Origin of the sequence: Streptomyces chartreusis, assembly GCF_008704715.1 — a bacterium.
Lineage (GTDB): Bacteria > Actinomycetota > Actinomycetes > Streptomycetales > Streptomycetaceae > Streptomyces > Streptomyces chartreusis.
The window spans coordinates 239,973-257,426 of record NZ_CP023689.1 but is presented as its reverse complement, the minus strand read 5'-3'; the positions used below and the strand labels follow the sequence as shown (position 1 = coordinate 257,426).

At 69.1% G+C, this 17,454-nt stretch carries 18 protein-coding genes and 1 pseudogene; 6 read left to right on the top strand and 13 right to left on the bottom strand.

Going from position 1 to position 17,454, the window contains the following annotated elements; all coding sequences use genetic code 11:
* Positions 1-13: 13 nt before the first annotated feature.
* The 4 genes and pseudogenes from CP983_RS45030 to CP983_RS01080 all read right to left on the bottom strand — a co-directional run bounded on the left by CP983_RS45030 (position 14) and on the right by CP983_RS01080 (position 3,815).
* Entirely contained in the window at positions 14-403 is a 390-nt protein-coding gene (locus CP983_RS45030) for an LLM class flavin-dependent oxidoreductase (protein ID WP_308436531.1), read from the bottom strand.
* Positions 400-1,230 (bottom strand): DUF1684 domain-containing protein, encoded by an 831-nt coding sequence (locus CP983_RS43730; RefSeq protein WP_167537863.1) that lies wholly within the window; start codon positions 1,228-1,230, stop codon positions 400-402. Before CP983_RS43730 ends, CP983_RS45030 begins: the two co-directional genes overlap by 4 nt.
* Before the next feature lie 78 nt (positions 1,231-1,308).
* Positions 1,309-2,457 (bottom strand): annotated as a pseudogene (gene metX, locus CP983_RS01085) (homoserine O-acetyltransferase MetX); the annotation flags it as partial.
* Positions 2,454-3,815, bottom strand: coding sequence for a bifunctional o-acetylhomoserine/o-acetylserine sulfhydrylase (locus CP983_RS01080; RefSeq protein ID WP_150498149.1), 1,362 nt, complete (start codon positions 3,813-3,815; stop codon positions 2,454-2,456). The pseudogene metX and the gene CP983_RS01080, both read right to left, overlap by 4 nt.
* A gap of 388 nt (positions 3,816-4,203) precedes the next feature.
* On the opposite strand from CP983_RS01080, the gene CP983_RS01075 reads away from it, so the two are divergent.
* Positions 4,204-5,061 carry an alpha/beta fold hydrolase gene (locus CP983_RS01075; RefSeq protein ID WP_244364946.1) on the top strand — a complete coding sequence of 286 codons (858 nt, stop codon included), beginning with the start codon at positions 4,204-4,206 and terminating at the stop codon, positions 5,059-5,061.
* 42 nt (positions 5,062-5,103) lie between these two features.
* Entirely contained in the window at positions 5,104-5,604 is a 501-nt protein-coding gene (locus CP983_RS01070; protein WP_150498148.1) for an HIT family protein, read from the top strand.
* Positions 5,605-5,634: 30 nt separating this feature from the next.
* Here the strand turns inward: CP983_RS01070 and CP983_RS01065 are convergent, their stop codons facing one another.
* The 3 genes from CP983_RS01065 to CP983_RS01055 all read right to left on the bottom strand — a co-directional run bounded on the left by CP983_RS01065 (position 5,635) and on the right by CP983_RS01055 (position 8,001).
* Entirely contained in the window at positions 5,635-6,420 is a 786-nt protein-coding gene (locus tag CP983_RS01065; protein WP_229914598.1) for a hypothetical protein, read from the bottom strand.
* Between the two features lie 95 nt (positions 6,421-6,515).
* Positions 6,516-7,259, bottom strand: a complete 744-nt coding sequence (locus CP983_RS01060; RefSeq protein ID WP_150498147.1) for a vWA domain-containing protein — start codon at positions 7,257-7,259, stop codon at positions 6,516-6,518.
* A 94-nt stretch (positions 7,260-7,353) separates the two neighbouring features.
* On the bottom strand, positions 7,354-8,001 hold the full coding sequence (locus tag CP983_RS01055; RefSeq protein WP_150498146.1) for a tetratricopeptide repeat protein: 648 nt from the start codon (positions 7,999-8,001) through the stop codon (positions 7,354-7,356).
* Between the two features lie 24 nt (positions 8,002-8,025).
* Between CP983_RS01055 and CP983_RS43725 the strand changes: the two genes are divergently transcribed.
* The gene (locus CP983_RS43725) at positions 8,026-8,163 is read left to right on the top strand and encodes a hypothetical protein (protein WP_167537627.1); all 138 of its coding nucleotides are present in this window, start codon (positions 8,026-8,028) and stop codon (positions 8,161-8,163) included.
* Between the two features lie 10 nt (positions 8,164-8,173).
* Here the strand turns inward: CP983_RS43725 and CP983_RS01050 are convergent, their stop codons facing one another.
* Together CP983_RS01050 and CP983_RS01045 are read right to left on the bottom strand one after the other, a co-directional pair.
* Positions 8,174-8,737, bottom strand: coding sequence for a hypothetical protein (locus CP983_RS01050; RefSeq protein ID WP_030947295.1), 564 nt, complete (start codon positions 8,735-8,737; stop codon positions 8,174-8,176).
* Between the two features lie 34 nt (positions 8,738-8,771).
* The gene (locus CP983_RS01045) at positions 8,772-9,224 is read right to left on the bottom strand and encodes a hypothetical protein (protein WP_150498145.1); all 453 of its coding nucleotides are present in this window, start codon (positions 9,222-9,224) and stop codon (positions 8,772-8,774) included.
* A gap of 467 nt (positions 9,225-9,691) precedes the next feature.
* On the opposite strand from CP983_RS01045, the gene CP983_RS01040 reads away from it, so the two are divergent.
* A complete protein-coding gene (locus CP983_RS01040; protein ID WP_150498144.1) occupies positions 9,692-11,962 on the top strand; it encodes a M4 family metallopeptidase in 2,271 nt (756 codons plus the stop codon).
* Positions 11,963-12,035: 73 nt separating this feature from the next.
* On the opposite strand, the gene CP983_RS01035 is transcribed toward CP983_RS01040, so the two are convergent.
* Both CP983_RS01035 and CP983_RS01030 read right to left on the bottom strand, forming a co-directional pair.
* Positions 12,036-12,770, bottom strand: a complete 735-nt coding sequence (locus CP983_RS01035; protein WP_150498143.1) for an SDR family NAD(P)-dependent oxidoreductase — start codon at positions 12,768-12,770, stop codon at positions 12,036-12,038.
* Positions 12,767-13,651, bottom strand: coding sequence for a helix-turn-helix transcriptional regulator (locus CP983_RS01030; RefSeq protein ID WP_150498142.1), 885 nt, complete (start codon positions 13,649-13,651; stop codon positions 12,767-12,769). Before CP983_RS01030 ends, CP983_RS01035 begins: the two co-directional genes overlap by 4 nt.
* Before the next feature lie 256 nt (positions 13,652-13,907).
* Between CP983_RS01030 and CP983_RS01025 the strand changes: the two genes are divergently transcribed.
* Both CP983_RS01025 and CP983_RS01020 read left to right on the top strand, forming a co-directional pair.
* On the top strand, positions 13,908-14,924 hold the full coding sequence (locus CP983_RS01025; RefSeq protein ID WP_150498141.1) for a zinc-dependent alcohol dehydrogenase family protein: 1,017 nt from the start codon (positions 13,908-13,910) through the stop codon (positions 14,922-14,924).
* 29 nt (positions 14,925-14,953) lie between these two features.
* Positions 14,954-15,367 carry a (R)-mandelonitrile lyase gene (locus CP983_RS01020; RefSeq protein WP_150498140.1) on the top strand — a complete coding sequence of 138 codons (414 nt, stop codon included), beginning with the start codon at positions 14,954-14,956 and terminating at the stop codon, positions 15,365-15,367.
* A 6-nt stretch (positions 15,368-15,373) separates the two neighbouring features.
* Here the strand turns inward: CP983_RS01020 and CP983_RS01015 are convergent, their stop codons facing one another.
* The gene (locus tag CP983_RS01015; RefSeq protein ID WP_150498139.1) at positions 15,374-16,288 is read right to left on the bottom strand and encodes a carbohydrate ABC transporter permease; all 915 of its coding nucleotides are present in this window, start codon (positions 16,286-16,288) and stop codon (positions 15,374-15,376) included.
* Positions 16,285-17,448 carry a carbohydrate ABC transporter permease gene (locus CP983_RS01010; protein WP_150498138.1) on the bottom strand — a complete coding sequence of 388 codons (1,164 nt, stop codon included), beginning with the start codon at positions 17,446-17,448 and terminating at the stop codon, positions 16,285-16,287. The genes CP983_RS01015 and CP983_RS01010 overlap by 4 nt, the downstream gene beginning before the upstream one ends.
* Between the last annotated feature and the right edge of the window lie 6 nt (positions 17,449-17,454).

The window sequence follows — 17,454 nt, the reverse complement described above, 5'->3', positions numbered from 1 at the left end:
GGTCGAGGGCACGTCAGTCGCCCTCGTGCACCAGATGCCCCATCAGATCCGCGTGCGGCATTCCGGTGCTGAACCCCACCTGGAGGCGGCCACGGGAGAGCGCGTCCGCGAGCGCGAGGTCCCCGGCGAGCCGGAACGGATTCTCGTAGCCGATCGGGATCACCGCGGTGCCCAGCTCGATGCGCCGGGTGCGCTGGCTCGCGGCGGCGAGGAACACCGCCGCCGAGGACACCCCGCGCTCCAGATGCCGCTGCCGTATCCAGGCACCGTCGAACCCCAGGCGCTCGCCGATCTCGAACAACCGCAGCGTGTCGTCCAGACCCGCATACGGGTCGTCCTCCGCGAAGTTGCCCGGTGTCAGGAACGAGAGCGAGCTGATCCCGGTGGCGGCGACCTCACTCACTGCCCGGCGGGCTTCCGCTCGTACGGGATCTTCTCGCCGGCCTCGACGGCGACCGGGAGCCGGTTCTCGGCGGGCGGCAGCGGGCAGGTCGCGAAGTCGGTGTAGGCGCAGGGCAGGTTGGTGGCGCGGTTGAAGTCGAGCACCACCGTGCCGTCGGGGCCGGGCGCGTCGATGTTGAGGGCGCGGTTGGCCGCGTACGTGGTCACGCCGGAGGTCGCGTCGGTGAACAGCACCAGCAGGCTGCCGGGCGCGTGCCCGTTGAACGCGGTCAGGCTCAGCTCCCGGCCGTCGACCTCGAAACGGACCTCCCCAGGCGCGTCGTAGACATGTTGCAGCCCTTCGACCGAGGCACCCACGGTGGTCGGTCGCGGCTCGGCGAAGGGGAAGTACCGGCCGGCGACGACCCAGCGCGGATGCGGTGCGTACGCCGGCGTCCCGGCGAAGTCCGCGCGCAGCGCGTGGTCGGGGTGCCGCGGCCGGATGACGTCCTGCCCGCCGCGCTTGGCGACCTCGATCACCGCATCGCCCCATACGGCGTTGACTCCGCCGCGTTCCGGGATGACACCGAAGCCGTGCCGTCCGCGCGCGGGCACCCCGTCGACGACGAGTTCCTCTCCCTCCCTGAGCTCGACGGTGACGCCGTCGTCGCCCGTCGACCAGGTGCCGGGCGCGTCGGGGAACCGCTGCGGATCGCCGGCCAGCCAGTGCAGACCGGTGACGGCGAGAAACCCGTGCTCATGGGCGAGGGAGGCGTCCTTCTGTCGGTGCCATGCCTCCCATTCGGCGGCGAAGGCGTCGATGTCGGTGGGGGAGTCCTGGACGGTCATGTCTGCTCCTGCGTGGTGCGATGTCGGTAGGTCGAGGAAATGGATCGGGGGTGCCTCTTTGGACAGCCGCAGCGCGGGACCGGCCCTGATAAGTTCGCGTACGAGCGCGCCGACCTGCTCCGTCTCGATGAGGAACCCGTCGTGGCCGTAAGGAGATTCGATCACCCGCAGGCCGTCTGCGGAGGCGATGCCGGCCGCCAACTCCGCCTGCTGAGAGGGCGGGTAGAGGCGATCGGAGTCGACCGCGGCCACGAGCGTCCTCGCGTTCACCCGGCTTAGCGCCGCACCTACACCTCCACGCCCTCGGCCGATGTCGTGGCTGTTCATGGCCTCGGACAGCACGACGTAGCTGCCCGCGTCGAAGCGCCGCACGAGCTTGTCCGAGTGATGGTCGAGGTAGGAGCCGACCTGGTACCGCCCACCGTGCCAGGGATCCTCCGCGCCCTGAGGCAAACGGCCGAAGCGGAGGTGGAGTTCAGGCTCGCTGCGGTACGTCACGTGGGCGATCCGCCGGGCCTGGCCGAGACCGGCATGGGGTCCCGAGCCGGTGTGGTGGTAGTGCCCGCCGTGCCAGTGCGGATCGGAGCGGATGGCGTGCAGCTGGATGTCGGCCCAGGCGATCTGCTCGGCACTCGCCGCGGCGGTCGTGGCAAGCAGCAGAAGAGCCTCCACCCGTTCCGGGTACGACACCGCCCACTCCAGCGCCCGCATCCCGCCCATCGACCCGCCCACCACGAGGGCCCAGCGCTCGATGCCCAGCGCATCGGCCAGACCGACCTCGGCCGCGACCTGGTCACGCTGAGTCAGAAAAGGGAAGTCGCCGCCCCAGGGCTTCCCGGACGGGCCGGGCGAGGACGGGCCGGTACTGCCCTGACAGCCGCCGAGCACGTTCGGCGCGACGACGAAGAAGCGGTCCGTGTCCAGGGCGCGTCCGGGACCGATGAGCCCGTCCCACCAGCCGGGCGTGGGGTGACCGGGCTCGGCGACGCCCGCCGCATGGCTGTCGCCGGTGAGGGCGTGCAGCACCAGCACCGCGTTGCGCCGGTCCGCCGCGAGGCGCCCCCACGTCTCGAACGCCAGCCGGACACGGCCGAGTTCACCTCCGGCCTCCAGGGTCAGCGGATGCTGGCGGACGTACCACTGGCGTCGCCCGGGCGGGTCCCCCTCCCGCCAGGCCCCGGAGGCCGGGGGGAGGGGCACCTGAGACGGCGTCAGTACGGTGTTCAGGACGCGCCCTTCGCCGCCCGGAACCCGGCCTCCAGGTCCGCCTTGAGGTCGGCGAGGCTCTCGATGCCGACCGACAGACGCACCAGGCCGGGGGAGGTGCCGGTGGCCGCGAGCTGCTCGGCGTCCAGCTGGCTGTGGGTGGTGGACGCCGGGTGGATGATGAGGCTGCGTACGTCACCGATGTTGGCGAGATGGCTGAACAGCTCGACGGCGTCCACGAACCGCTTGCCCGCCTCGACGCCGTCCCGCAGCTCGAAGGCCAGCACCGCACCGGCCCCGCGCGGCAGAAACCTCCGCCCCGCCTCGTACCAGCGGCTGGACTCCAGCCCCGGGTAATGGACGGCGGCGACCTCGTCGCGCTGCTCCAGCCACTCGGCCAGGGCCTGGGCGTTCGCTGAGTGCCGTTCGATGCGCAGGCTGAGCGTCTCCACGCCCTGGAGGAGCAGGAACGCCGAGTGCGGGGAAAGGGCGGGGCCGAGGTCGCGCAGCAGCTGGACCCGGAGCTTGATCGCGAAGGCGCCCGGGCCGAGCGCGGGCCAGTACTGGAGGCCGTGGTAGCTGGGGTCGGGCTCGGTGAAGTCGGGGAACCGCTCGGCATGGGCGCCGAAGTCGAAGGTGCCGCCGTCGACGACGACACCCGCGATGGCGGTGCCGTGCCCGCCCAGGAACTTGGTCGCCGAGTGCACGACGATGTCCGCGCCGTGCTCGATGGGCCGTAGCAGGAAGGGAGTCGGGACCGTGTTGTCCACGATCAGCGGCACCCCGGCCTCATGGGCGACGTCCGCGACCGCCCGTACGTCCAGCACGTTGCCGCGGGGATTGCCCAGCGTCTCCGCGAACAGTGCCTTGGTGTTCGGCCGGATCGCCGCCCGCCAGGCCTCGAAGTCGTCGGGATCGTCGACGAAGGACACCTCGATGCCGAGCTTCGGCAGCGTGTGGCGGAACAGGTTGTACGTGCCGCCGTACAGTGACGCGCTGGAGACGATGTGGTCCCCTGAACTCGCCAGCGTCAGGATCGCCAGCGTCTCCGCGGCCTGCCCGGAGGACAGCGCCACGGCTGCCACACCACCCTCCAGCGCGGCGACGCGCTGCTCGAAGACGTCCTGGGTGGGGTTGTGGATCCGGGTGTAGATGTTTCCGGGCTCGGCCAGCGAGAACAGGTCGGCCGCGTGCTGGGTGTCCCGGAACACGAACGACGTCGTCTGGTAGATCGGCGTCGCCCGGGCGCCGGTCGTCGGATCCGGCGCCGCACCGGCGTGGACCTGCTTGGTCTCGAAGGACCACGCAGAGGTGTCGGGCCCGGCGGGCTCGTCCTCGGGGGTGTGGCCTGCGGTGACGGAGTCGATGGGCTGGCTCATGGTTCTCCCTGGGTGCGGGTACGGCGATGCGTGGTTGCGGAGCGGGGAGGGGGGGAAGATGCCGCGGGCGCCGCCGACTCACAGCCCACGCCCAAGTCAGGGGGCCGCGATGAACAGTCAGCGCGTTGCGGTGGACAAGGCCGGTCGAACGCCGGAGGGCGGAGTCAGCTCACGGCGGAACAAGCCGTGGTGGTGACACGCACGTAGTCAACGTGGCGGCGGGTCACGAGCACGGTCATGGATTCAGGTAACCACACGGGGTGCCGGGCGCACCATCAACAGAATGCTTCGGTGCTGTGAACACAGCCCCTCGGGAGTCGTGGCCGCTGCTGGTCGCGCGCTCGGTCAGCCATGTCGGGGATCGGTGCGGCGCGGCGCTGGCTGATCGATGGACGGTGAGGGCGACGATGGCGCGGGAGGTGTGTTCATGGGCGAGTACGTCGAAGCCGGCGGTACCAGGATCTGGACGGAGAGTCGGGGGCATGGTCCCGATGTCCTGCTGGTCGCGGGGCTGGGCGATCCCGTGGAGGCGTGGGAGGCGCAGCTTGCAGGGCTGTCGGACCAGTACCGGGTCATCGCCTTCGACAACCGAGGAACTGGGCGCACTGCGTTGCCGGACGGACCCTTGTCCGTGGCTTCGATGGCCGACGACGCGGCGGATGTGCTCCGGGCGCTGGGAATCGACAGGGCGCACATTGCCGGCTTCTCGGGCGGCAGCGCGATCGCGCAGGAGCTGGCGCTCCGTCACCCCGCGTCCGTGCGCAGTCTCGTCCTGACCAGTACGTGGGCACGGGGCGACGCCTATTTCGCCGCAATGGGCCGTGCCTGGCACTGGCTGGTCACGGCCGCGCCCGACGAGCGTGCCGCGCTGGAGGCGTTCTTCCTGTGGATCTACACGCAGCGCGCGCACGTCGACGGCACGGTGCGGCGCTTCATCGACGAGACGCTCGCCTTCCCCCACCCGCAGTCCACTGAGGCCTTCCAGCGCCAGCTGGACTCGTTCATGCGGCACGACACGCTGGATCGGCTGCCCGCGATCACCGCACCGACCCTCGTCCTGGCCGGCGAACAGGACATCACCACACCGCCACGACTCGGACGGGTCGTGGCCGACCTCGTCCCCGGCGCCCACTTCGAGATCATCGAGGGGGAGGCCCATCAGCCCTTCCAGGAGTCACCGGAGGATTTCAACACACGGGTTCGCGCATTCTGGCGCGAGGTCGAGGGACAGACACCGCCGCCCTGATCCCGGGGCCGGTTCATGATCACGTAAGGGTAGGGTCGGTTCATGACCGGCGACTGGCGGACGGATCGGATCGGGGCCGCTCTGCGGGGCGAGAACCCGACCGTGCTGCGGCGACTTGAGTCCGGCTTCGCGGTGATCGGCGACGTTCAGTTCCTGCCCGGCTATTCGGTGCTCCTCGTGGACGATCCCGGCGTCCAACGGCTGTCCGACCTGCCGAGGGGCAAGCGACTGTCGTTCCTGTCGGACATGGACCGACTGGGGGAGGCCGTCGAGCGGGCCTGCCTGCGTCTGGACCCCGGCTTCCGGCGGGTCAACCTGGAGATTCTCGGCAACACGGACCCTTTTCTGCACGCTCACGTCTGGCCGCGGTACGAGTGGGAGCCGGCCGAACTGGTCGGCAAGCCGGTCTGGCTGTATCCCCCCGACCGGTGGAGCGACGAGCGGTTCAGGCTCGGCCCCCGGCACGATGCCCTGCGGGAAGCGATCCTCAGCGAACTGGACCGGCTGGGCCCGACGCCCGGGTCACGTCGGAGTACGTCGTGACCCGGACTTGGAACTCCGCCCGACCTGTTGCTACTTCAGGGCTACGGCGTCTCCGGTCGACACGACGCGTGCGGTCGTCGTCGTGCCGGGGAAGTACCAGCGCCAGCTTCCCGCCGAGGTCGCTGTGACCTTGGTGCTCAGCTGTCCGGTGTCACCCGTCTTCACTGTCTTGACCGTGCTGTAACTGGCGGCGCCGGCCTTCTTGAACTGGAGCTTCACGTCCTGCCTGGCGTAGCCGTGGTACTTCAGGTCCTCCCAGTTGGCCCGGGAGAGCTTGCCGGTGACGGTGAGCGTGGCGCCCTTGGCCACGGGCTCAGGTGCGGCGTCCGTCGTGAGCTTGGAAGCGCGCTTCATCTTGAACTCGGCGATGTGGTCCGAGATCCAGTAGTCCCCGTCCTTGGCCTTGACGGTCGCGTTGACCTGCCAGACCCCCGCGGTGCTGTTCACGTCCCCGGGCACACTGTCCGGGAGCCACGCCGGGGCGATCATCATCGAGGCGGTGCACACCGACGTGGTGGAACTCTTCTTCTCGCAACGGGTGTCCACCCAGTCGCTGAAGCCCCAGCCGTTCGTCTTGTTGAACACGCTGACGTGCGACAGCCCCTTCACACCGGAGTTGTCCCGGATCGTGATGGCGATCGGATAGTTGACGCGCGCCGAGGTGCCGATGATGACGTTGTTCCCCCCATTGACGACCGTCTTGGTGACGCGGATGTCCCCTCTGCCCTCCGCGTGGGCCCCCGTCGCGGACAGCAGCGTCAATGCCGCCGCCCCACTCGCCAGGATCCAGGCCGCTCTGGCCGTTCTACCTCGCATTATCCCTCCCCTGTGATGAGGGAAGCGAGATTACACAGCAGGCCGGACCGGGTTCGCACAAGGGTTCGTAAGTCGCCCGAGGGCTGGGGGCGTTGCTACACGACACCTGCGCTGCGCGCGGCGGCGAGCCAATCCGGAAACTCCCCGAGCAGCCGATCGAAAAGGAGGCCGTCGCTTACGTTCCTTGGCGTGCGTCCGGCGTGGAAGAAGCCGGCGTTGTCGACGACTCGGCGGTCGGGTACGGCGAGGGTGTCGAGCTTGCGCAGGAACGCGAACTCGTTGTCGGCGGGGTCGCCGAAGCCGATGAACTGCCAGAACAGGGGCAGACGGGCGGCCTTGCACAGGTAGCGCTCGGCGGCGGGCCTGCTGGTGGGCCCTCCGTCCGTCTGGAAGATCACCAGGGCGGGCGCCTCGCTCGCGGAGTCGAGGTAGTGGTCGATGACCTCGTCCATCGCCCAGTGGTAGTTCGTGCGCCCCATGTGCCCGAGGTTCTCGTGCAGTTTGTTGATGCGGCCGCGGTGCCCGCCGAGGTTGAGGTCGGTGGTTCCGTCCACGTCGGTGGAGAAGAAGACCACGGGGACGGTGCCGTCGTCGTCGAGGTGGGCGGACAGCGTCAGTACCTGCTCCGCGAGGTGCTGCATCGTGCCGTTCGCGTAGTAGGGCCGCATGGAGCCTGAGCGGTCCAGTACGAGGTACACCGCGGCCCGCACCCCTTCCAGCCCGTGGTTACGGATGCTGGTCCCCGCCGTCTTGTAGAGGCTGACCAGGTCGGGCGCTCGCTCCTGCACCTTGGAAAGGCTGATGGCGGAGGCGCGGTCCCTGCGGCTCGTCTCGATCACCTCTCCAGAGTGGCCACAAATTGTGGAGAGAGTCCTGCCTTTGCTGACATCGCTCCACTTGGGCAGCACTGAAAATGGGGGCCCCGGCCGGCGCCTAGGGTCGTATGAGCGTCCGGGCCTGCTCGATCCACCCCGACACGGCCTTGGCGCCGCAGCTCTCGGCGACCGACTGCGCCTCGTCGAGGTGTCGGAACGCCGCCGACGGGTCGCCGGTTTCGGCCGCGAGGTAGGCCAGTGCCACCAGGCCGGCCGCTTCCCCGGGCCTGAAGCCGATCTCCCGGCGCAGCATCACCGACTCGGTCAATCGCTCGCGGGCCCGATCGAAATGGCCTGCGTCCTTGTCCGCGAAGCCAAGATGCCGAATGGCATAGGACATCGTCATCCGGTCGTCCACGGACTTCGCCAGAGCGTACGACCGCTCGAAGTACGGTTCGCCGGTGACGCCGTCACCCTTGACCACCTGGTGCCAGCAGCCGATCCAGAACAACGCGTCCGCTTCACCCGACGCGTCCCCCAATCGCTCGTACAACTCGGCCGCGCGCTCGAACAGCACCAGTTCCTGGCTGTTCTCCTCGCGGTCGTTCAGGAAACGGACATGCAGCACCTTGCCCCGCGACATGGAAAGCGGCGCCTCGACCGCGTCCAGCAGGGCATCGGACTGGTCCAGCGCGGACGCGTCCCCGCCGAACATCGCCGCTTCGAACAGCTCTCCCGCACTTTCGACCCAGTCATGCCTTTGCATGGTCCTGCCCCTCCCCTTCGGACGATGGCAGCGCCCGAGGCTATCTCCGCACTCCCCGTGCACGGCCCCCTCGATGACATGCTCGACACGGCCCTGGCCCGCCTGGCGAACGGTGCGTTCGAGGACGACGTCGCGATCCTCACCGCCCGCCGGCGTGACTGAGACAGGCCGATCAACGCTGCTTCTCGACGTCCTTCACCGACGTCGGCCCCAACTGCCTCGCGCTGGCGTACTCCGGCATCGTCATCGGCTTGTCGAACAGGAAGAACGACTGGTTCGTGCCGACCGTGAACTCCATGTACGCACCCGTCGTGGCGTCGAATCCGTAGTAGGCGTTGCAGGTGGAACCCGAGGTGTACGTCCCGTCCATGCCGGGCTGCGCGAGAACCGCGACGCCGTTGTTGGTGGACTCCACCTTCTCCGTCGGAGTGAGCATCTTGCAGCGCGGCACCGGCAGGCCCTTCATGATGAAGTACCCGTACTCGCCATTGGCGTTCTGGATGTAGACGTACGAGAGTTTGCCCCGCTTTCCCCACGTCTTGATCCACTGGTTGATCGCTTCTCGGGTCGGCGAGTACTCCATGCGGCCCGCCGGCTGCTGGGCCACGAGGTGGTCGTAGTTCTCCTGCTTCGCCTTGTTCTCCTTGTCCTGGCTGGAGTCGGTGCAGGACGTGAGGGCCAGGCCCACGACGAGTGCGACGACGGTGGCCAGGGCCATGCGTGCGAACTTCTTCATGCGGTGCTGCCCTCTTCCCGGGGTGAGATGGGGTTCAGTTGGTGCACGTCGTCCGCTCGGCACCGGCATCCAGCCGATACGGCAGATCCTTGTCACGGAAGGGCGCGCGGTGCTCCTGGCGCGCCTTTGAGTTGTACTCGTTGACCGACTCGATCCGCGTGGCCTTCAGCGCGGTGATCGACTGGTCGATCTGCGTCTTTCGAGTTTCCGAGGCGCCCTTCCGCTCGTCCTGGAGCGCCTGGATCGTCCCCTCGGCGTTCTGCACGGCCTCGCACAGATCGAAGAACTGCTCGTAGGTCGTCTGACGGAACTCGCCCGACCCGACCGTGTTCTCGCGCTTCTCCGCCTCACCACGGAACGGGGCCGTGATCCACCCCGCACCACCGAAGGCGAACGCCCCGATCACGTACAGCACCGCCAGGCCGATGACCCCGACGACGGCCCAAGCCCCTAACCGTGCCCCCTCGCGTACTTGCCCCATGGCCATCCCCCTTCACAGGCGGCTCCGCGGACTGGAACCACCTTCCGAGTTGGAGGACACGGGCGCCCGGTGAAACGGTTCCGCGTCGGAACGAGCGCGTCGGGGAAGGGGGCGAGGCTCAAGTGCCTTGCGGAGAGGCCCAGTTCGGCTCGCGGATCAGCGCCGGCGACGACCCACTCGCCCTGTCCGGCTGAGGCCGAAAATCTCCGCTCTCCGGGTCAATTTGCCTGACTTGCATGGTCAATTTGAGCCGTCACCTTGGCATTCCCATGACAACCCTGTGCGTGCGGTGTCACTCTTCTGCGGAAGTTCACTGTTTCTTGACGTGTTCACCACATGGTGCATCACGTTTTCTCCACCCCCCACCTCCTTCCACCCGCATGCCGTGCAGCGCTTCGGACCGGCGTACCCCGCCGCTCCATCTCGTCCACGGTCCTCACCACGGGCCGACCGCCGTACTGAAGGAGAACCCGTTGTCCCTGCGACACCGCACGCTCATCCGGCGCAGACGCGCCTCCGCCGTCGCCCTCACCGCAGTCGGGGCCCTGCTGGCCCTGGCCGCCCCCAATCTCGCCACCGCGGCCCCGGCCGACCCGGGCGGCCCTGCGAAGATCACCGCCACACCTCGGGCCGGCGCCGACCAGACGTCCCTGACGCCCGCCCGCCGCACCGCCCTGATCAAGACCGCCCAGTCCAAGGCGGCCGGCACGGCGGAGCGGATCGGCCTCGGCGGCAAGGAGAAGCTGGTCGTCAAGGACGTCATCAAGGACGCCGACGGCACCACGCACACCCGCTACGAGCGCACCTACTCCGGGTTGCCCGTCCTCGGCGGCGACCTCGTCGTCCACGACAAGAGCGGCCGTACGACCGTCACCAAGGCGAACAAGGCCGACCTCGCGCCGGCCACCCTCAGCCCGAAGATCTCGGCTGCCGGGGCCGCCGGCAAGGCACTTGACGTGTCGAGGAAGGCCGAGGTCAAGGGTTCCGAGACGGAGCGGGCGCCGCGGCTCGTGGTGTGGGCCGGTTCCGGCAAGCCCGTGCTGGCCTGGGAGACCGTCGTCGAGGGCGCGCAGGAGGACGGCACGCCCAGCGAGCTCCAGGTCGTCACCGACGCCGCCACCGGCAAGCAGCTCCTGGCCGCCGAGAAGGTGCACACCGGCTCCGGCACGGGCCAGTACGCCGGCGAGGTCCAGCTCGGTACCACCCTGACCGGATCGACGTACCAGCTCGTCGACCCGGACCGCGCCGGGCAGAAGACGTACGACCTCAACCAGGGCACCTCGGGCACCGGGACCCTGTTCACGGACGACAACGATGTCTGGGGCGACGGCCTGCCGTCCAACCGTCAGACCGCCGGCGTCGACGTCGCCTTCGGTGCGGCGGCCACCTGGGACTACTACAAGGAGGCCCACGGCCGCAACGGCATCCGCAACGACGGTGTCGCCGCCTACAGCCGCGCCCACTACGGCAACAACTACGTCAACGCCTTCTGGCAGGACTCCTGCTTCTGCATGACGTACGGCGACGGCTCGGGCAACACCCACCCGCTGACCGCACTCGACGTGGCCGCCCACGAGATGAGCCACGGCGTCACCGCCGCCACCGCGGGCCTGGTGTACTCCGGTGAGTCCGGCGGGCTCAACGAGGCCACCTCCGACATCTTCGCCGCCGCCGTCGAGTTCTACGAGGACCTGCCCGCCGACCCCGCGGACTATCTCGTCGGCGAGAAGATCGACATCAACGGCAACGGCACCCCGCTGCGCTACATGGACAAGCCCTCCAAGGACGGCGCCTCCAGGGACAACTGGAGCTCCACCCTGGGCGGCATCGACGTCCACTACTCCTCGGGGCCCGCGAACCACTTCTTCTACCTGCTCTCCGAGGGCAGCGGCGCCAAGACCGTCAACGGCGTGTCCTACGACAGCCCGACGTACGACGGTCAGTCCGTCACCGGCATCGGCATCCAGAACGCCGCCGCGATCTGGTACCGCGCGCTGACGACGTACATGACCTCCACGACCAACTACGCGGGTGCCCGCACCGCCACCCTGTCTGCGGCCGCGGACCTGTTCGGTGCCTACAGCCCGACCTACCTGGCCGTCGCCGACTCCTGGGCCGCGATCAACGTCGGCAACCGCATCGCTCTCGGCGTCAACCTCGCCCCGGTCGCCGACCAGATCAGCGGCGTCAACCAGGAGGTCAGCCTCCAGCTGGACGCGTACACCACCAACACCGGAGCCTCCCTCACCTACGAGGCCACCGGACTGCCCGACGGCCTGAGTATCAGCCAGAGCGGCCTGATCAGCGGCACCCCGACCACCCTGGGCACCAGCGACGTCACCATCAAGGTGACCGACAGCACCGGGGCGACCGTCTCGGACACCTTCAGCTGGCAGATCGCCTACGTCTACGCCAACTCCACCCGGGTGGACATCCCCGACAACGGGGCCGCCGTCGAGTCCCCGGTGACCATCACCGGCCGCGACGGCAACGCCTCGGCGACCACCTCGGTCTACGTCAACATCGTCCACACCTACCGCGGTGACCTGACCGTCGACCTCGTCGGCCCGAACGGCACCGTCTACTCCCTCCTCAACCGCAGCGGCGGCTCCGCCGACAACGTCGACCAGACCTTCACGATCGACGCCTCCGCACAGCCCCTCAACGGCACGTGGAAACTGCGCGTGCAGGACCGGGCGAACATCGACGTGGGCTACATCGCCCGCTGGACGCTGACGCCGTGACCCTCTGACACATCCGCAGCACAGCGCCGCCGCTCGGGACCTCAGGGACCCGTGCGGCGGCGTGGTCGTGGAGCTACTGCGCGGTGAAGGGGACGCCCGTCTCTTCGCCCAGCGTGTGCAGGAGGCGGTCCTGGAACTCCTCGTCGTACACGGAGGCGTGCGGCTGTTGACGCTGTTGGTGGTACCAGTAGCCGCCGCTGCTCAATGCCTGCGCGGCATCGCTCGTGGCGAGCCATGTCTGTGTCCGGTGACCGAGTTCCAGGTCGTCCGGCGCGCCGGGGCCGCCCATCCTGGTGGGCACCCATCCGGGGTCCACGGCATTGCTCACTGTTCCGGGTCGCAGGCGCGCCACCGCCGCCGCGAGCGTCGTGACGAACAGCTTGCTGTCGGCGTACGAGCCGGGTTTGTGTCCCCGCCAGTCGGTGCCGTCGAGGAGGGGCCGCCCCTGGTAGTGCGAGCCGCTGCTCAGGTAGACCAGTCGGTGCGGTCCGTGCAGCAGGGACGTGAGCAGGTACGGGGCGATGATGTTGACCGGCATGACCGCGGGCCCGCTCCACACCCCCGCGTTGTGGATCACGGCGTCCAGGGGCGCAGCATCGCCCAGTTCGGTGGCGATGCGCCGCACCGAGTCACGGTCCGTGAAATCACCCAGGACGATGTCGGCCCCGCGGTCGACCAGGTCCCGGACACCGGCCGCGCGCTCCTCGTTGCGGGCGTGCACCACGACGTCATGGCCGGCGGACAGCAGTTCGTCCGCCGCGGCCCGCCCAAGCCCGTCCGCAGAGCCCGTCACCAGGATCCGACTCACGATTGCTGCGCCGGCGTCGGGGCCTCATGCGTTGCCGCCCAGGACGCGAGCAGGCGCAGGTCCTCTTCGGACGCCGAGCCGGGCTCGGCGGCGTAGATGGTCAGGGTCAGGCCGGGCTCGGCCGCCAGCTCCAGGCCCTCGAAGGCGAGGGTGATCTCCCCGACGATCTCGTGGCGGAAGCGCTTCGTTCCCGTTCCGTGGTGGCGGACGTTGTGGGCGCCCCACCGGGTGCGGAACTCCTCGCTGCGGGTGGACAGTTCGCCGACCAGGTCATGGAGGTCCTTGTCGTACGGGTTGCGGCCCGCTTCGGTACGCAGGATGGCGACGGCCACGTCGGCGAACCGGTCCCAGTCGGGGTAGAAGCGCCGGGAGGCGGGGTCGAGGAACTGGAACCGAGCCAGATTCGCCTGGTTGCCGGGGGTCGCGTAGATGTCGCGGTAGAAGGCGCGGGCGAGCTGGTTCGTCGCGAGGATGTCCAAGCGGCCGTTGCGCACGAAGGCCGGTCCCGCGGTGATGGCGTCCAGAGTCCACTGCAGGCTGCGGTGGGCCTTCCACTGGCCCCTGGCGCGCCGCAGCCTCGGTCGGGTGAGGGCGTCGGAGCCGTCGGCCGCCTGCGCCAGATTCAGCAGATGGGCGCGTTCGGCGTCATCCAGCTGCAGCACCCGGGCAACGGCCTCCAGGACTGCGGGCGAGACACCGGCGAGATTGCCGCGTTCGAGTTTGGCGTAGTACTCGACGCTCATGTCGGCCAGGGCCGCGACCTCGCTGCGTCGCAGGCCCGGTACACGGCGGCGCGAGCCCGCGGGCAGCCCGGCCCGCTCGGGGCTGATCCTGGCGCGACGCGAGGTCAGGAACTCGCGGACCTCATCACGGTTGTCCATACCTCGACGGTACGGCCCGCAGGCGGGCGGAGCGATGTACTGCCGGTACACCTCTCACCGGTGACTCGCTGACCGCGAGACATGGCGGTTTCCTGGATGACGTGGCGCTCGGCGTCCGCTCCGGAAGGCGGACAGGGCGCTCGGCCCGGTAACGCGGCGCGCTTCGCGTCGCACACACCGAGTCCGCTATGCCATTCGGCGGCTACCGGCACGACGATCCGTGCACCGGCCGCCACAGTACGTAAGGAACCCTTTCATGCGCGGAGCAGTGATCCACGCCCCAGGCGACGTGCGTTTCGAGACCGTGGACGACACGAAGATCCTCAAGCCGACCGACGCGGTCATCCGGACGGCCGTGACCTGCGTGTGCGGCTCGGACCTGTGGCCGTACCGCGGCGCGGAACCGATCGAGCACGCCCACCCCATGGGGCACGAGTACGTCGGCTTCGTGGAGGAGGTCGGATCCGAGGTCACCGCGGTACGGCCGGGCCAGTTCGTCGTCGGATCCTTCGCGACCTCCGACAACACCTGCGCGAACTGCCGCAACGGATTCCAGTCCAGCTGTCTGAACCGTGAGTTCATGAGTACCTGCCAGGCCGAGTACGTGCGCATCCCGAACGCCCAGGGCACGCTCGTCGCCACCGATGAGGTTCCGGACGAGCAGTTCTGGCCCGGGCTGCTGGCGGTCTCCGACGTGATGGGCACCGGCTGGTGGGCCGCGGACGCCGCCGAGGTGAAGCCCGGCTCCACCGCCGTCGTCGTCGGCGACGGCGCGGTCGGCCTGTGCGCGGTGCTCGCGGCCAAGGAACTGGGCGCGGAGCGGATCATCGCCATGTCGCGCCACGAGTCCCGGCAGAAGCTCGCCCTGGAGTTCGGCGCCACCGACATCGTCACCGAGCGCGGCGACGAGGGCGTCGCCCGGATCAAGGACCTCACAGGCGGCGTCGGCGCCGACAGCGTCCTGGAGTGCGTCGGCACGGCGCAGGCCATGCGGCAGGCACTGCACTCGGCGAGGCCCGGCGGCAACGTCGGCTTCGTGGGCGTGCCGCACGAGGTCGCAGTCGACGGACAGGAGCTCTTCTTCTCCCACGTCGGGCTGCGCGGCGGCCCCGCACCGGTGCGCCGCTACTTGCCCGACTTGATCGGCCGCGTCCTGACCGGAGGCATCGACCCCGGCAAGGTCTTCGACCTGACCCTGCCCCTGGACCAAGTGGCCGAGGGCTACAAGGCCATGGATGAGCGCCGAGCGATCAAGGCCCTCCTCAAGCCGTGATCTCGACGAACGAGCCGACAGGAAGACCCATGGAATTCATCAAGTCCCAGCCCACCAGCAAGGCACCGGCAGAGTGGTTCACCGGAGATGTGTGGTGGGACGTCATCGTCGCCGGCCGGGAACCCTCCAGAATGCGGGCGAACCTCGTCCGGTTCGCTCCCGGCTCCCGTACCCACTGGCACGCGCACGCCGTGGGCCAGACCCTGCACGTGGTGTCCGGCATCGCCCTGATCGGCACTCGTGACGGCACCGTCCTCGAAGGCCACCCCGGTGAGACCGTCAGCTGCCCGCCCGGCGAGGAGCACTGGCACGGTGCCGCCCCCGACCGCTTCATGGAACACCTCGCCATGTGGGAAGGCACCGGTGACGGTTCCCCCGAGACCCAGTGGGCCGAGCCCGTCACCGACGCGCAGTACAACGGTTCTCGAAGCCGCAACGAGTAGTCGCTACTACTTGACGGCTCCGGCGTTGGCGTCCTGCACGAAGTACCGCTGGAAGCAGAAGAAGAGGACTGCCACGGGCAGGGTGGAGAGCAGAGCGGCCGCGAGTTTCAGTGGGTACTGGGTGCCGCCGCCGAGGCCACCGGACACGAGCCGGGCGAGGCCGGTGGTGAGGGTTTCGTACTGGCTGGACTGGGTGGCCACGAGGAAGTGGGTGAACTCGTTCCACGAGCCCTGGAAGGAGAGGATCGTGAGAGTGATCACGGCGGGACGGGCCATCGGCAGGACCACCGACCAGAAGATGCGGAAGACGCCGGCGCCGTCGACGCGTGCGGCCTCCTCCACCTCGCGCGGGATCGACTCGAAGAACTGCTTCATGATGAAGATGCCCGCCGCGTCCACCAGCAGCGGCAGGATCATGCCGGTGTAGGTGTCGAAGATGCCGAAGGTGTTGAGGACCAGGAAGCGCGGGATCAGCAGGGCGATGCCCGGTACCGCCATCACGGCGAGGATGAAGCCGAACAGCAGGGCACGGCCGGGGAAGCGCAGCCGCGCCAGGGCGTAGCCGGCCATCGAGTCGAACAGCACCCGTCCGGCGGTGACGACGACAGCGATGAAAGCCGAGTTGCCCAGCCAGCGCAGGAAGGGCACCCCGTCGCCGGCCTGGCTCAGTCCGAACAGGCGCTGGTAGGCGGCGGTGGTAGGGGTGATGGGGATCAGGCCGAGGGGGTGTGCGGCGGCGTCGGGGTCGGTCTTGAAGCCGGTCACCAGCTGGATCACGAATGGCATGAGGTACAGCAGCCCGACCGCGGCCACCCCGGCGTATCCGAGGATCCGCAGCGGCACCGGGAGACGGCCGAGCACGGCCGGTCCCCGCGACCGTACAGACGGCAGGGACTTGGCGGTCACGGACTTGGAGGTCATTGCTTCCTCCCGGGGCGGGCGGTGCGCTCTCGCAGCGCGTATCGCTGCAGGCCGGTCATGGTGAGGATCAGTGCGAGCAGGAGGAAGGCGATGGCCGCGCCCTGCCCGAAGTCGGCGTCGCCGAACGCGGTCGAGTAGGACAGGAAGGCGGGGGTGAGGGTGGTGTTGCCGGGGGCGCCCTGACTCATGACGTACACCTGGTCGAAGACCTGCCATGTGCCGATCAGGCCCAGGGTGAGCACCAGGAAGAGGACGGGGCGCAAGGCGGGCAGTGTCACGTGGCGCAGCATCTGGGAGCGGTTGGCGCCCTCGATGGCGGCCGATTCCTCCAGTTCCCGGGGGATGCCCTGGAGAGCGGCGAGGAAGATCAGCATGAAGGTGCCGGAGGTCGTCCACACGCTGAGCACGATGATGGTGCACATGGCGACGGACGGCCCGGACAGCCACTCGAACCAGGACAGCCCCATGAAGGAGTGACCGGCCAGGATCCCCGAAGGGCGGTCGGGGTGGACGACGCCCAGTCCGCCGAGCAGGAGGGAGAGGATTCCGCGCGGGTCGGTGAACCAGTTCGGGCCCTTCACCCCGATCCACGACAGCAGGGTGTTGACGGCGCCACTGCCCTGGAACAGGAACAGGAAGATGGTGGAGACCGCGATCGAGCTGGTCACCGAGGGGAAGAAGAACGTGGTGCGCAGGGCTCCGCGCCCGCGCAGCATCCGCTGGTTGACGATGAGGGCGAGTGCCAGCGCGAGGACGGTCTGCAGCGGCACGGTCAGCAGGACGTAGTAGAAGTTGTTGCGCAGCGAGGTCGCGAAGAGGGTGCGGTCGAGGCCGTCCCGGGTGAGCAGGGCCTGGTAGTTGTCGAGGCCGACGAACTCGGCCTGCCCGCTGAACGGGTTGGACTGGCCGTTCCAGTGGAGCAGGCTCACCCACAGTGCCATCAGGGTCGGCAGGACCAGGAACAGACCGAGGACGATCACCATGGGGCTGACGAACAACCAGCCCCAGGCTCCTTCGGTACGGCGCCCCACGCGCGGGGCGGGCCCGGTGCGGGGCGCCGCGGCCGGGCCGGGCCCGCCGGGCGCGTCAGGTGCGCCCGGCGAGTCGGCCGTCCGGAAGCTGCCGCCGGTCACCGTGGGACTGGTGTCACGGGGAGACATGGCGGC